At 41.4% G+C, this 15733-nt stretch carries 10 protein-coding genes; 8 read left to right on the top strand and 2 right to left on the bottom strand.

Annotated elements, in window-relative coordinates; translation table 11 throughout:
* Positions 1 to 15: 15 nt before the first annotated feature.
* From A4H00_RS08340 to A4H00_RS08375, 8 genes are all read left to right on the top strand, one after another.
* Positions 16 to 801 carry an alpha/beta hydrolase gene (locus A4H00_RS08340; RefSeq protein ID WP_067089414.1) on the top strand — a complete coding sequence of 262 codons (786 nt, stop codon included), beginning with the start codon at positions 16 to 18 and terminating at the stop codon, positions 799 to 801.
* 88 nt (positions 802 to 889) lie between these two features.
* Positions 890 to 2797 (top strand): ABC-F family ATP-binding cassette domain-containing protein, encoded by a 1908-nt coding sequence (locus tag A4H00_RS08345; RefSeq protein WP_067089419.1) that lies wholly within the window; start codon positions 890 to 892, stop codon positions 2795 to 2797.
* 590 nt (positions 2798 to 3387) lie between these two features.
* Positions 3388 to 4458, top strand: a complete 1071-nt coding sequence (locus A4H00_RS08350) for a galactose ABC transporter substrate-binding protein (protein ID WP_067089424.1) — start codon at positions 3388 to 3390, stop codon at positions 4456 to 4458.
* 123 nt (positions 4459 to 4581) lie between these two features.
* Positions 4582 to 6114 carry a sugar ABC transporter ATP-binding protein gene (locus A4H00_RS08355; RefSeq protein ID WP_067089428.1) on the top strand — a complete coding sequence of 511 codons (1533 nt, stop codon included), beginning with the start codon at positions 4582 to 4584 and terminating at the stop codon, positions 6112 to 6114.
* Entirely contained in the window at positions 6107 to 7117 is a 1011-nt protein-coding gene (locus A4H00_RS08360) for an ABC transporter permease subunit (protein WP_067089433.1), read from the top strand. The genes A4H00_RS08355 and A4H00_RS08360 overlap by 8 nt, the downstream gene beginning before the upstream one ends.
* A gap of 516 nt (positions 7118 to 7633) precedes the next feature.
* A complete protein-coding gene (lepA, locus tag A4H00_RS08365; protein WP_067091574.1) occupies positions 7634 to 9457 on the top strand; it encodes a translation elongation factor 4 in 1824 nt (607 codons plus the stop codon).
* Between the two features lie 267 nt (positions 9458 to 9724).
* On the top strand, positions 9725 to 10321 hold the full coding sequence (locus A4H00_RS08370) for a hypothetical protein (protein WP_099092166.1): 597 nt from the start codon (positions 9725 to 9727) through the stop codon (positions 10319 to 10321).
* Between the two features lie 288 nt (positions 10322 to 10609).
* Positions 10610 to 12445, top strand: a complete 1836-nt coding sequence (locus A4H00_RS08375) for a heavy metal translocating P-type ATPase (protein ID WP_082815622.1) — start codon at positions 10610 to 10612, stop codon at positions 12443 to 12445.
* Between the two features lie 211 nt (positions 12446 to 12656).
* Here A4H00_RS08375 and A4H00_RS08380 read toward each other — a convergent pair whose 3' ends face one another.
* Positions 12657 to 13397 (bottom strand): amino acid ABC transporter ATP-binding protein, encoded by a 741-nt coding sequence (locus A4H00_RS08380; RefSeq protein WP_067089445.1) that lies wholly within the window; start codon positions 13395 to 13397, stop codon positions 12657 to 12659.
* On the bottom strand, positions 13397 to 15595 hold the full coding sequence (locus A4H00_RS08385) for an ABC transporter substrate-binding protein/permease (protein ID WP_067089448.1): 2199 nt from the start codon (positions 15593 to 15595) through the stop codon (positions 13397 to 13399). Before A4H00_RS08385 ends, A4H00_RS08380 begins: the two co-directional genes overlap by 1 nt.
* Between the last annotated feature and the right edge of the window lie 138 nt (positions 15596 to 15733).

The following is a 15733-nucleotide window of genomic DNA, read 5'->3' on the forward strand; positions in this document are numbered from 1 at the left end:
GATATGGAGAAGAAAATGGCTTTAATGAGTATTACCTATTATTCGCAAGTAATGGATTTGGACTTGTCGGTGCAGGTCTTGTATCCAGACAAGGGACGGGTGGAAAATCCCGATGATACCGATATTCCTGTCCTCTATCTCCTCCATGGAATGGGTGGTAGGGATACGACTTGGCTACGCTTAACCGCTTTGGAGCGCTTGGTGAGAAAAACCAATCTCATCGTTGTCATGCCCGATACCCATAATGGTTGGTATGTCAATACCCAGTATGGCTACCCCTATTTTGACGCCTTAGCTGTAGAATTACCGGCTGTTTTGCAACGCTTTTTCCCAAATATGACTGATAAACGTGCAAAAACCTTTATTGCAGGTCTGTCGATGGGAGGGTATGGTGCCTTGCGTTTAGCCTTAGAAACTAATCGCTTTTCGTATGCGGCCAGCTTATCAGGTGCTTTGAGCTTTAAGGATTTTGACCCACGGACAGAAAGTTTAGGGAATACTGCTTATTGGACAGGAACCTTTGGGGAAATTGCAGACTGGGAAAGCCCAGACAATCCCCATTCCTTGGTGAATCTTGCTAAAACAGCTGACAAAGACACTAAGATGTATATCTGGTGCGGTGAAGAGGATTTTCTTATCGGTGCAAATGATTTTGCAGCGCAATCCTTTAAAGACTTAGGTTATGATGTGGACTATCAAACAGCATCAGGTAAGCATGAATGGTACTATTGGGACAAGCAGCTGGAGGTTATTCTAGCTTGGCTACCGATTGATTTTCAATTGGAAGAACGCTTGAGTTAGGCTGGCGAATTGCTGTGTTTATAGATGCTAAAAAGTAAATCAGGAAGTGAGGAGGACTTGAACCTAGCCTCGTTGGGATAATAGAGACATGATTATTTTACAAGCGAATAAAATTGAGCGCTCCTTTGCAGGGGAGGTGCTCTTTGAAAATATTAACTTGCAGGTGGATGAACGGGATCGGATTGCCCTTGTGGGGAAAAATGGTGCTGGAAAATCGACCTTACTGAAAATTTTAGTTGGCGAAGAAGCACCAACCAGTGGGGACATCAATCGGAAGAAAGATTTGTCCCTGTCCTATTTAGCGCAAAATAGTCGCTTTGAATCAGAAAATACAGTCTATGATGAAATGTTGCAGGTATTTGCTGAACTGCGTCAGACTGAAAAACGCCTAAGAGATATGGAATTGCAGATGGGTGAATTGACAGGACAAGCCCTTGAGCAGTTGATTCAGACCTATGATAGTTTATCCGAAGAATTTCGAGTGGCAGGAGGCTTTACCTACGAGGCAGATATTCGTGCGCTATTAAATGGCTTTAAGTTTGACGAGTCCATGTGGCAGATGAAGATTTCAGCCCTATCAGGTGGACAAAATACCCGCTTGGCCTTGGCGAAGATGCTACTTGAAAAGCCGGAATTGTTAGTCCTTGACGAGCCAACCAACCATTTGGATATTGAAACAATTGCTTGGCTGGAAAACTATCTCGTGCATTACAAGGGGGCGCTACTGATTGTCAGCCATGACCGTTATTTTCTCGATAAGGTTGCTACGATTACGCTCGATTTGACTGCGACATCGCTGGATCGGTATGTGGGGAATTATTCTACTTTTGTGGAGTTAAAAGAGCAAAAATTACTGACAGAATGGCAAAATTATGAAAAGCAGCAAAAAGAAATTGCTAAATTAGAAGATTTTGTTCAAAAGAACATTGTTCGTGCTTCTACGACCAAGCGAGCCCAGGCAAGGCGCAAGCAATTGGAAAAAATGGAGCGCTTGGACAAACCAACCTTGCAGCAAAAATCTGCTCATATGGCCTTTCGTTCAGAAAAGACCTCTGGGAATATTGTCTTAACGGTAGAGCAAGCAGCAGTAGGCTACCAAAATGAGATTTTATCTGAGCCGATTCGTATCGATCAACGCAAGTTAGATGCCATTGCGATTGTCGGTCCAAATGGGATTGGGAAGACAACCCTCTTAAAATCCATTATTGGGCAGATTCCCTTTGTCAAAGGAGAGGCAAAGTTTGGAGCCAATGTAGAAGTAGGCTACTATGATCAAACCCAGTCAGCCTTGACACCTTCCAACTCTGTACTGGAAGAATTATGGTCAGCCTTTCCAACACGCCCTGAGGTGGATATTCGCAATCGACTTGGTGCCTTTCTCTTCTCAGGAGATGATGTGAAAAAGTCCATTTCTATGCTATCAGGCGGTGAAAAGGCGCGTGTTCTCCTTGCAAAATTGTCCATGGAAAACAATAATTTTTTGATTTTGGATGAGCCGACTAACCACTTGGATATTGATAGTAAAGAAGTTTTGGAAGATGCTTTGATTCAGTATGACGGTACTCTTCTTTTTGTCAGCCATGACCGCTACTTTATCAATCGAGTTGCGACAAAGGTATTAGAGCTATCAGAAACCGGAAGTACCCTTTATCTGGGTGATTATGATTATTATTTGGAGAAAAAAGCAGAGCAACTAGCAAATGCGGAACAGGCAGTAGAAGTCGACAGTACAGCTAGTTCGAGCGGAGCAACCGACTACCAAGCTCAGAAAGAAAACCAAAAAGAGCAGCGTAAAATCGCCCGTAGGCTTGAGCAAATCGAAACAGAGATGGAGGAATTGGAAGGGCGATCAACCCAACTCCAAGCTGCCATGTTAGCAACCAATGATGTGGGTGAATTAACAGATCTCCAAAACGAAATCGAAGCCCTAGCCCTTCAGCAGGACCAATTAATGCAGGAATGGGAAGAGTTAGCTGAAAAAATTGAGCAGCTCTGATTGAGGTCACTGAAAAAGTCAAAGTGATCGAAAATGCAACGAATAATCTCAGACAAAAAGTAGAATAAAAAGCTAAAAACCGACTGATTGATACCTCGTCTCTTTTGAGAAAGTACTATCATTCGGTTTTTATCGTATTATTCTTTATCAAAAGTCTTTTTCAGTAGGCTTCGCTCTGATTATCCTAATATTTTTATACTCACTGAAAATAAAAGTTAGCATTTTGCTGCTTTCTTAGATGGTTCAGGCATAGACTATCTATTTTTTATTACTGTCTATTCCATTTACTAAAAAAGCATCCTAATTGACTCACTTAGTTCTATACATTTTATAGCAAAATTATAGATAAACCGCCTATTTTTGAAGTTGAATGAGTAATAAAGGCTATACAGACTATTCTGAAAGAGTATCTTCTATTTTATAGGATATTCTTTTTTACTAAATAAGTGGAATTAATTTTACTAAAAAAGAATTAAAGTTAGTAAAAAGTAGTTGACAAACCAACTGTAAAAATGTATTATTAATATATAAAAAGAAACCGCTTTCAAAGAAAAAGGGTTATCTATACCTATAGAAAGGAAATTTTTAGGATGAAAAAATTTTTGAAATATGTAGCGATTGCCTTTGCGGCAGTGCTATTGGTTGCATGCGGAGCAAAAGGTGGAGGAGAATCCGGTTCCGGAAAAACCTATAATGTCGGAGTTGCCATTTATAAATTTGATGATAACTTTATGACCTTGTATCGTGAGGAATTAGAACGGTATTTTGGGGAATTAAGTAAAAAAACAGGCAATAAATATGTGTTGGATATTCAGGATGGAAAACAAGATCAAGCAACACAAACAGAGCAAATCAATAATTTTATTGCACAAGGAAAAGATGTCATTTTAGCAAACCTAGTAGACCCTACAGCTGCTGGTAGCATTATCAATTCTGCTAAATCAGCGAATATTCCTGTCGTGTTAATTAACCGGGAACCAGAAGTAGATGAGCTAAATATTTGGCCTGGTAAAACTACCTATGTTGGAGCTGATGCCACTCAATCAGGAACTTTCCAAGGAGAAATCATCGCAGCAACAGCTTCTAAAGGGGATTTAAACGGTGATGGTGTCGTTAATTATATTACCCTTTTTGGGGACCCAGCCAACGTTGATGCGCAACAACGGACAGCTTATTCCGTTAAAGCTCTTGATGCTGCAGGAATTAAACGTAAGGCGCTTGCTGAGCCATATCTTGCTAACTGGGATACTGCAAAAGGTCAAGAAGTGACAGCTTCTGCGCTTGAACAATTCGGCGACAAGCTAGAAGTCGTGTTTGCAAATAATGACGGTATGGCAGTAGGAGCTGTAACAGCTATCAAAGCTGCAAAACGGACAGTTGGTAAAGATATTCTTGTTGTTGGGGTCGATGCGATTCCAGATGCGATGGAACTTCTTGCAAAAGGAGAATTGACAGGTACAGTTTTGAATGACCACTTTAATCAGTCTCACACTGCTGCAAATGTTGCCGTTAAATTGATGAATGGTGAAGATGTCGAGTCTTATTACTGGGTTGACTATGTGAAGGTAACCAAGAAAGAAGATTCTCAACTAAAAGAAGCTGAGCCAAAGACTGAGACAACAAAAGAGGCCAAAGAACGTTACGCAAAACGCGACAAATAAGTCAGCAATCATAGATAACCAGTTTGAAAAATGATTTCTTCTGTCCCACGGACTAAGACACCACGGTGAAAGGATTGTGGGGCAGATTTTTAATGCTGAAAAAGAAAGTAGGTCAGACAGAAAATGAGTGAGTATATTTTGGAGATGCAGCATATCACCAAGACATTTCCTGGAGTAAAAGCATTAGATGATGTCACCTTTCGCTTAAGACCTGGTACCGTGCATGCCCTGATGGGAGAAAATGGTGCAGGTAAGTCAACCTTGATGAAATGTCTGTTTGGTATCTACCATCGAGATGGAGGTTCCATTCTCTTTAATGGTAAGGAGGTTGATTTCAAGGATTCAAAAGAGTCGATTGATGCAGGTATTTCCATGATTCATCAAGAATTGCAACCAATTCGAATGATGACGATTGCCGAGAATGTTTTCCTGGGAAATTACCCTCTTGGGAAATTCAATCTAGTGAATCATGCCAAGATGAATGAAGAAACGAGAATCTTATTAGATGAGGTAGGACTTTATCTTAATCCAAATACCTTATTGAATGATTTGACGGTATCGCAAATGCAATCTGTCGAGATTGCAAAGGCCATTTCGCACCATGCCAAGGTTGTGATTATGGATGAGCCGACTTCCTCTTTGACCTCATCGGAAGTAGAGAAGCTCTTTGAAATCATTGAAAAATTAAAATCAAAAAATATCGGAATTATCTATATTTCTCATAAAATGGACGAAATTTTACGGATTTCTGATGATATTACTGTCATGCGGGATGGACAGTATGTAGGAACTTGGCCAGCCAAGGAAATGACAACTGCAAAGATTATTCAAGCCATGGTTGGTCGGGAGTTGACCAGTCTTTTTCCAGAAAAAACCAATCAAATTTCAGAAGAAATCGTTCTTGAATTACAAGATCTCACTTCGCCAAATCCTCTTTCCTTTAAACATGCGAGCTTTACGCTCCGAAAAGGTGAAGTGCTAGGAATTGGTGGCTTGGTTGGCGCACAGCGGACGGAGCTAATGGAAGCTCTCTATGGTATGCGGGTCTTACAGCAAGGAAAAATTCTCATCAAGGGACAAGAGGTCACCATCAAACGTCCTGCTGATGCGATTAAAAATCGCATTGCCCTCGTTACTGAGGATCGAAGATACAATGGTATTTTTGGTGTCTTGTCCATTACAGATAATGCATCTGTTGCAGCCTTGAAAGAGTACATTGGCAGGATGGGTCTATTGGATGAAAAGAAAATGAACCGAGTCGTCGAAGATAATGTTGAGCGCTTGCGTGTGAAAACTCCCAATAATAAGACAAGAATTGAGAGCTTATCGGGAGGAAACCAGCAGAAGGTCATATTAGCAAGATGGCTTGCTAACCATCCAGATATTTTGATTTTAGATGAACCAACGCGTGGGATTGACGTTGGTGCAAAATATGAAATTTATCAGATCATCAATGATTTAGCAGCAGAAGGAAAATCCATTATCATGATTACCTCAGAAATGTCTGAGTTACTAGGTGTCTCAGATCGAATCATGGTCATGTGTGAAGGTCGAGTTGCAGGATTTTTAGATCGGGAAGTAGCAACCCAAGAGTCTGTCATGACCCTTGCTACAAAATTTATGGGAGCTCATGAAGGAGGAAAGGAAAGTGTTTAAAGCAGAGAGTCCAAAAACAGCAAAACCATTTAATCTAGGGGATTTTTTGACAAAAAATTCTATGTATATCGTTGTTGCTGTCATGATTTTATATACAGGATTGACGCAGGATAACTTCTTTACGGTTGGAAATGCAGCCAATATTATGGCTAATACTTCCGTTCGTTTTATTATTGCGCTTGGAGTATCAGGCTGTTTGATTATTAGGGGGACAGACCTATCTGCTGGTCGGATTGTTGGTTTGACCGCCATTATCACAGCTACACTTGTCCAGCGTCCTGATTTTGTGGATAAATTTTTTCCAAATTTACCAGATCTACCCATTATTGTTCCCTTACTAGTGGCTTTGATTGTCGGCGCTACCTTGGGATTGTTAAATGGGGCGATTGTATCCTTTTTAAATGTTCCACCATTTTTGGCGACTTTAGGAACGCAGATTATGATTTACGGCTTTGTTTTGATTTACTCAAAAAGTAAGCCAATTGGAACGTTCAAGGATGAATTTGTTGCCTTTGGTCAAGGAAAGTTATTTGGATTTCTTCCATATATTACCATTGTTGCAGCGATTATCGGCTTAGCCATGTGGGTACTTTACAATAAAACTCGTTATGGGAAGTACATGTATGCTATTGGTGGGAATGAACATGCAGCAGAAGTGTCTGGTGTCAATGTTGGATTTTCTAAAATAAAAATCTTCCTTCTAGCCGGTTTGCTCTATGGTTTGGCAGGTTTCTTACTCTCTGCCAAGACAGGTTCTGCTGGAGCTGGAGCCGGTATGGGATACGAATTAGATGCTATTGCCTCAGCGACCATTGGTGGCGTTTCAACTGCTGGAGGACAAGGTACCGTTCCTGGAATTCTCTTAGGGGTCTTTGTTTTTGAATTATTGAAAGTCTGCCTCACCTATTTGGGAGTGACTCCAGATATGACCAATGTAATCCAAGGTATTGTTATTGTCGTAGCAGTAGCACTTGATATTCGCAAGACTATGGTGAAAAAATAGTAGCTTTAGCGAAGAAACACTGAATAAGGATTGCAGTGTTCACCATTCTTAGGAAGTGTAGGTTCATTCCTTATTATTGAGTAACACTAGAAATAGTCACAGATAAAAACGACTGCCTTATCAAATGATGATAGGGCAGTATCTTATGATGTGTCGCTTGGTCGGTCTTTTTTCGTAAGAACGGAAGACTTCTTGCCCGCTCCCGTTGCCTCTTAAAGTGGCATTTGGTCTGATAAAAAAACTAAAAACCAGTGGAAATCCATGTCAGGGTAAGTTCCACTGGTTTTTATAACTGTTGTCTTCATGTCTCTTTTAGGCGAATTTAGTTAAAAAAATGAGCGCACAAAATCCCTTGGTTTGAAAGCGTTTTAGACTAACCTCCGCTTCGAAAACGAAAGTGGAACTTACTTTGGGAAATTACTCCTCCCGGCTTCTTGTGAAAAGCGGTTCATCTGATATGGTCAAGTGCGCCAAATTTTGGTATAATGAGGAGAATACCCTAAAAGGATGAGACAGATGAACTTAGAAGATTTAAAGAAACGCCAAGAGAAGATTCGAAATTTCTCGATTATTGCCCATATTGACCATGGGAAGTCGACCTTGGCAGATCGGATTTTAGAAAAAACAGAGACCGTTTCCAGCCGTGAAATGCAGGCCCAGTTGCTGGATAGCATGGACTTGGAGCGTGAGCGTGGGATCACCATTAAACTCAATGCTATTGAGCTCAACTATACTGCAAAAGACGGGGAAACCTACATTTTTCACCTGATTGACACCCCGGGACACGTCGATTTTACCTATGAAGTATCTCGCTCCCTAGCTGCCTGTGAAGGTGCGATTTTGGTCGTTGATGCGGCGCAGGGAATTGAAGCACAAACGCTTGCGAATGTCTATCTTGCCCTTGACAATGATTTGGAAATTTTGCCGATTATCAATAAAATTGACTTGCCAGCGGCAGATCCAGAACGGGTTCGTCAAGAAATCGAAGATGTGATTGGGTTAGATGCGAGTGAAGCGGTGCCGACTTCTGCCAAGGCAGGAATTGGAATTGAAGAGATTTTAGAGCAAATTGTAGAGAAAGTTCCTGCTCCGTCAGGAGATGTGACAGCGCCTCTCAAAGCCTTGATTTTTGACTCAGTCTATGATGCCTACCGTGGGGTTATCCTGCAAGTGAGGGTCATGGACGGTGTGGTCAAGCCTGGTGATACTATTCAGATGATGAGCAATGGCAAGACTTTTGATGTGACAGAGGTCGGAATTTTCACTCCAAAAGCCGTTGGCCGTGATTACCTTGCAACAGGAGACGTTGGCTATATCGCAGCCTCAATCAAGACCGTTGCTGACACTCGTGTCGGTGATACCGTGACCCTAGCAACCAATCCAGCGGATGCTCCACTTGAAGGCTATAAGCAGATGAATCCTATGGTCTTTGCAGGGATTTATCCGATTGATTCCAACAAATACAATGACCTGCGTGAGGCGCTTGAGAAATTACAGCTCAACGATGCCAGCTTGCAGTTCGAACCAGAAACTTCTCAGGCACTTGGATTTGGTTTCCGATGCGGATTTTTGGGATTACTCCACATGGATGTCATTCAAGAACGGATTGAGCGAGAATTTAATATTGACTTGATTATGACAGCACCATCCGTAGTGTACCATGTCAATATGACAGACGGTGAGACCATCGAAGTTTCCAATCCATCTGAATTTCCAGATCCAACTAAGATTGATAGTATCGAAGAGCCATATGTCAAGGCTCAAATCATGGTACCGCAGGAATATGTCGGAGCTGTTATGGAATTGGCACAGCGCAAGCGTGGCGATTTTGTGACCATGGATTATATTGATGACAATCGGGTCAATGTCATTTATCAAATTCCGCTTGCTGAAATTGTCTTTGATTTCTTTGACAAGTTGAAATCCTCAACGCGTGGGTATGCAAGTTTTGACTACGAAATTTCAGAATATCGTCCATCGAAATTAGTGAAAATGGATATTCTCCTGAATGGCGACAAGGTCGATGCCCTCAGCTTTATCGTCCATAGAGAATTTGCTTACGAACGTGGAAAATTGATTGTAGACAAACTCAAGAAAATCATTCCGCGTCAGCAATTTGAAGTCCCAATCCAGGCTGCTATCGGTCAAAAAATTGTTGCACGGAGTGACATCAAAGCCCTTCGTAAAAACGTCCTAGCTAAATGTTATGGAGGAGACGTCTCACGAAAACGCAAACTCCTTGAAAAACAAAAAGCCGGGAAAAAACGCATGAAAGCCATCGGAAGCGTCGAAGTCCCACAAGAAGCCTTCTTAAGTGTGTTGAGTATGGATGAGGAATAAAACAGTCCAGTGGACTGTTTTATCCCCAAGCCTAAAAATAAGAAAGCGAAGGGCACCCCAGTGGGGTGGTTTATCTCGAGCTTGGAAATAGGAAAGCGAGGCAAGTCCAGTAGTCTGTTTATCAGAGCTCGAAAATAAGAGAGCAAGACAAGTCTGGTGTGCTATTTTATCCTGCGCCAAGAAACCCGAAAGCGCCGTGAGTCTAGCGAGATGAAAGCAGCGAATGAAACGTATCATTCTGAGAAAAGTTTTTGAAAGGAGAACATGATGAGAAAGAAAATGCTTATCGTAAGTCAGATATTACTGATGTCAATGGTTTTGTCAGCATGTTCAAAGAACGATTCTACTTCCACCAAAGCTAGCCAACCTGTCTCTAGTGTAATGAATACTAGTTCATCCTCAACGGAGCAGACGACTGGTCAGGACTTTCAACGAATTGGCTCTGATGAGTATGGCTACATTGCTATTCCTAAAAATTGGATCCGTTTTACCGATGTAGATGGAAGTGATAGCATTCAGTATACAGATGGTAGTGGGTATAATATCGTAACCCTTAATGGCTATACTCGTGAAAAAGCTAATCTGGATGCAGATGAAGAATTTACTGCTAAAGCGATGGCTGACCGCATTGCTTCTGTCTGGCATGAACACCCTGATGTCGAAGAAATATGGGGAGATATGCGAGAAGTGGCGGGGAACGAAGCATTTCAGGTCACTGTCGTTTTAAAATCAAAACAGCAGATCGTCACCTGGGCCTTTAAGAAAGATGAGAGGGTCTATATGATTGCCTACGAGGGGAGCAAGGAATCATTGGAACAGTTTACCCCTTATATTGAAAAAACATGGCAGGCAAGTAAAGAATAGAATAGAATCTTCAGCTACATCGTAGATGAGAAGGTTCAGAAACTTTACATTTACAGATAAACGGTGAATTTTCGTAAGAATAGATTGACAAGTATCCCCAATAGAGTTACAATATTAGTGTAAAATAAATTGATGAATATGAACAAGCAGTAAAGTTTATTTACGTAGCCGGGTCTATAAGTGTTTAGACAGCAGTGATTGTTTAGTATTATAAAGCTGAGCATATCTGTGAGACAGTACAAACTGTCCACAGGTGTGCTCTTTTTCGTTTTTCAATAAAGGAGGCTCATGATGATATCTATGCTTAGCACAAAGGCAGGGAAGTTATTTACACTAGGCTCTTTTTGCCTAGGATTGGGGTTGGTGATAGAGCAATTTCAATCCTTGCTAGGAACTAGTTTTCTCTGTTTGGCCATCGTCTTTTTAAGTTATACTGTTCTTAAAAATGTCTGGTTTGAACTCATTCATAACCATGATTTACAGGTTGATTTGCTGATGATTTTATCTGCAGCAGGGGCTATTTCGATTGGCTACTTTAGCGAGGCGGCCATTTTACTCTTTATTTTTTCTGGTTCCGAGGTGCTGGAAGATTATGTTTATCGAAAATCTTTAAAGACGATGGAGTCTTTGATGACGCAAATACCGAAGCGTGCCAGTTTAGTCAGAGAAAATGGAGTGACAATTGAGACAGCTATTGAGCAGATAGAGGTGGGAGATCGATTAGTTGTGAAAAAAGGCGAGCAAATTGCCTTAGACGGAGTTGCTCAGCAAAAGATGCTAGTCGACGAAAGTTTATTGACAGGCGAAAGCCGTCCTGTTGCAAAGGAAGTAAACGATGCAGTCTTTGCAGGAACCTTAAATATTGGAGAGACAAGTACTTATCTAGTTCGGAAGAAAAGTAGTGAGTCGGTCTTTTCGCATATCGTGGAACTCGTTGAGCAAGCAAGCAGAAGCCAGAGTCAGCGTGACAAGTTTCTTCATCAGCTACAGAAGACCTATGTGATTGGTGTTTTAGGTGTTGTCGTCCTGTTTATTATTGGCTTGGTTCATTTTCAACAGCTATCTTTTGCGCAAGCCTTTTATCGCGGAATGATTCTGCTAACAGTGGCTAGTCCTTGCGCCTTAATTGCTTCGATTACGCCCGCCATGCTGAGTGCCATGAGTTTCGGTGCTAAAAATGGTATCTTAATAAAAAATGGCGATGCCTTAGAAAAGATGACCCAGCTGTCGATTCTTTTTAGTGATAAGACAGGGACTCTAACTGAGGGCGAGTTTCGGGTGAACGATTATCGCGTGGAAGACAAGAACTTGCTCCCCTATATTATCTATATGGAAAACCAATCGTCTCATCCTCTTGCCCAATCAATCGTCACTCATTTCCAAGAGATTGCCCCGTTAGCTCACTCTCACAGGCTTCCTGTACAGGAAATAGCTGGTTGTGGTATTCAAATGGGAGAGATTGCGATTGGCAATAAACGCTTTGTCGAAGCCTTTTCAGATACGTCGGGGTATTTGAAGAAAGATAGCCAAGGTACCTTGCTGTTCGTCGCTCAAAAAGAGAAAATCGTAGGCTATATTGAATTAGTGGATACGGTCAGAAAAGAAGCAAAGGAAATGATTCAAACCTTGAACCAAGAAGGAGTGGAAGTAGTCATGCTGACAGGAGACCGAACAGCAGCAGCAAATAGAGTCGCTGAAGAACTGAAAATCAAAACCTTCTATGCAGAATGTTTGCCAGAAGATAAGGTCTCTTATATGAAACAATTAAAAACAGAAGACAACATTGTTGGAATGATTGGTGATGGCATCAATGATGCTCCTATTTTAGCTAATGCCGATATTAGCATTGCGATGGGGAGTGGTACGGATATTGCCATGGATGCGAGTGATGTGATTGTAACGCAAAATAACCTCCAAAAAATTAGCCTACTTTTTCAATTGAGCAAGCAATACAGTAAGATTACCCGGTTCAATATTTTCTTTTCAGTTAGTGTCATTCTTCTGTTGATTGCGCTTAATTTGCTAGGTTATTTGGATTTGACACAAGGGGTATTTTTCCATGAAACCTCCACTATTTTAGTAATTTTAAATGGCTTGCGCCTCTTATCCTTTAATACTCTATAAAAATCAAAATCTGATTATTCCACAATTGAGAATTGTGGAAGGCTGAAAATCGAACGAGCTTGGCTCGTCTCCACTGTGCCACTAGTTCTGACTAATGTTAGCTGAGGATTATGACATAATCCTTATTTCCAACCTTCAACAGTCCACCGGACTGTTGAAGCAAGGCAGATAAAAACACCTCTCTGGTAAGCAGTGAGGCGTTTTTGTTAAACTAAACATTCAAGACCTTGTCAAGGAAGTCCTTGAGGCGTGGGTGTTGTGGATTGTCAAAGATTTGTTCTGGTGTGCCGTCTTCGAGGAATTCCCCGCCATCTGTAAAGATAACGCGGTTGGCAACCTTACGGGCAAATCCCATTTCATGGGTGACAATCAGCATGGTCATACCTTGCTCAGCTAAATCTTTCATAACATTCAGTACGTCCCCAACCATTTCAGGGTCAAGGGCCGAAGTCGGTTCATCAAAGAGCATAATATCAGGATTCATCGCAAGGGCACGAGCGATTGCGACACGTTGCTTTTGCCCACCAGACAGGCTATCAGGCATTGCGTCACGCTTGTCAGCAAGACCAACTTTTTCAAGCAATTCCATTCCGACTCTTTCAGCTTCTGTCTTGTCCATCAATTTATGCTGAATCGGTGCAAAGGTGATATTGTCTAAGACGGTCATATGTGGGAAGAGGTTGAAGTGCTGGAAGACCATTCCGACATTTGAGCGGAAGGTGTCCAAATCCGTTTTTGGATCTGTCAAATCAAATCCATCTACCGTTACCTGTCCGCTTGTAATTGTCTCAAGCAGATTCATGGTCCGCAAGAAAGTTGATTTACCAGAACCAGAAGGGCCGATGATACAAACTACATCTCCCTCGTAAAATTTAGCGGTAATACCTTTTAAGACTTCATTTTCGCCATAAGACTTGTGTAAGTCATGGACGTTGATTTTTAATTGAGCCATTAGTTGCCTCCTTTTTCAAGTTTACGTGCAAGACGAGTTAAGAGTGTAATGACAATCAAGTAGATAATGGCAAGGATTGCATACATACGGAAAGATTGATAGTTCCGAGCAATGATGATTTTACCAGCTTGGAACAATTCGACTAAACCAATCGCTGAGATAATCGTTGTATCTTTCAGAGTAATGACAAATTGGTTGATAAAGTTTGGCAACATCAATTTTGCAGCCTGTGGCAAGATAATCTTGCGCATGGTCGTACCATAAGAAATTCCCAAACTGCGTGAGGCTTCCATTTGTCCGACTGGAACAGCTTGAATACCTCCACGAACAATCTCGGCAATGTAAGCACCTGAATTGAGGGAAAGAGCAATCGTACCAGCTACAAAATCGTTAATTGGTGACTGTTGACCTGTCATGGACTCAATCAAGTTTGGAATGCCCCAGAAGATAAAGGCCGCAACAATCATCAAAGGAATCCCACGAACCACATCGACAAAGACAGAAGCAATCACACGAAGAGTCTTAAATGGGCTAACCGCAAACATTCCAAAGATAATTCCGATAACAATAGCAATCGCAAATGAAAGAAGTGCCAATCCAATCGTAATACCAAGGCCTGAGAACAATTGACCGTAGTTGTTTTTCAATAATCCCCAAATGGTTGATTCATCAACCGATGAACTAGTGGCGTCTGTCTTTTCACTAGCATTGAAATACTTATTCATGATTTCATCGTATTTGCCCGATTGAACCAATTCAGCTAGTCCATTGTTGAACATCTGAATCAACTCAGGATTGCTTCCTTTTTTCACGGCAAAACCAAGGTTACCAGTTGCGATTCCTTCGACTGGTGTTTCAAAATCGCGTCCTTGTTGAATCGCATAAAGAAGCACAGCTTCGTCGTCCATTAGGGCATCGATAGAACCAGAATTCAAACTATCGTACATAGTAGAAGCCTCATCAAAGGCTTTGACGGAATAGCCATATTTGCTAGCATTTTCTTCTAAATAAGTATAAGAGGAAGTACCATTTTTAGCTCCGACTGTCTTATCAGCTAAATCTGCATAGCTTGTGATATCACTGCCAATTTTAACTGCCAGGCGAATGCTGGATGTGTAGTAAGCATCTGAGAAATCAAAGATTTTCTTACGGGCATCTGTAATGGTCATTCCTGCAATCACTCCGTCTGCTTGACCAGCTTGAACGGCATTGAGCGCAGCATCGAAACCAGGGTGTTGAATGGTCACCGTGAATCCTTGCTGCTCGGCAATCGCCTTGATTAACTCAATGTCAATTCCAGTGTATTTGCCATCTTTTCCTTGGTATTCAAATGGAGCAAAAGAAGAATCAGATACAATCGTATACGATGCCTTGACAGGAGTAGCGACTGCTCCAATCGTTCCTGTTAGACTGAGAAGTGACCCATAGTCAGAAGGATTGGTAGCTGATGTACTTGTTCCTCCTAACCATTTCTTCATAATGTTATCATAAGTCCCATCTTTTTTCATTGCTGCGAGAGCTTTATTGAAATCATCAATAAGCGATTCGTATTGGCTGCCTTTTTTGACTGAAAATCCAAATGAACCAATTGCTTCACCCTTCATGTTGATTGCCAAGTCTTGCCCTTTTTGAATGGCGTATTGGATGACGGCTTCATCGTCCATCACCGCATCGACTGCACCAGCAGAGAGGCTATTATACATGGTATCGCCTGCATCAAAGGTTTTAATAGTATAGCCATACTCGTTTTTGTGCTCGTCAAGGAAACTTTGGGCAGCCGTACCGTTTTTAACACCGACTGTTTTTCCTTTTAATTGAGCATAGTCAGAAATAGGGGATTTTTTAGCCGTTGCAATGACAATTTTTGTATCAAAGTAAGGATCTGAGAATGTGAACACTTTTTTACGTGCTTCCGTAATCGTTGTTCCTGCCATAAGGGCATCCGCTTGTCCTGATTGAACGGCATTGACAGCTGCATCAAAGCCAGGGAAGCTCTTGTTAACTGTCCAGTTTGAACGCTTAGCTACCTCATCGATAATGTCCACATCAAGTCCCTTGTAGACCTGATCGGAATCCTTAAACTCAAATGGAGCATAGGTCGAATCGAATGCAATATCAATCGCATCGTCTGCCTTTGCTGGTGTGAAGAGAAAGAATAGTGGCAGAAGAGCTGCCAAAGTCAACCATTTTTTCTTCATTTCAATTCTCCTTTTCTAAACAGATAGGATACTTTTTTCTAAAAATGGTGCTAAAAACTATTTTCAGAATTTTTTCCTACTATATTTCCAAAATATACTGGATAGTATATCATAAATTCTTCTATTTGCAAAGACGGC

Origin of the sequence: Streptococcus marmotae, assembly GCF_001623565.1 — a bacterium.
In the GTDB taxonomy this organism is placed as follows: domain Bacteria; phylum Bacillota; class Bacilli; order Lactobacillales; family Streptococcaceae; genus Streptococcus; species Streptococcus marmotae.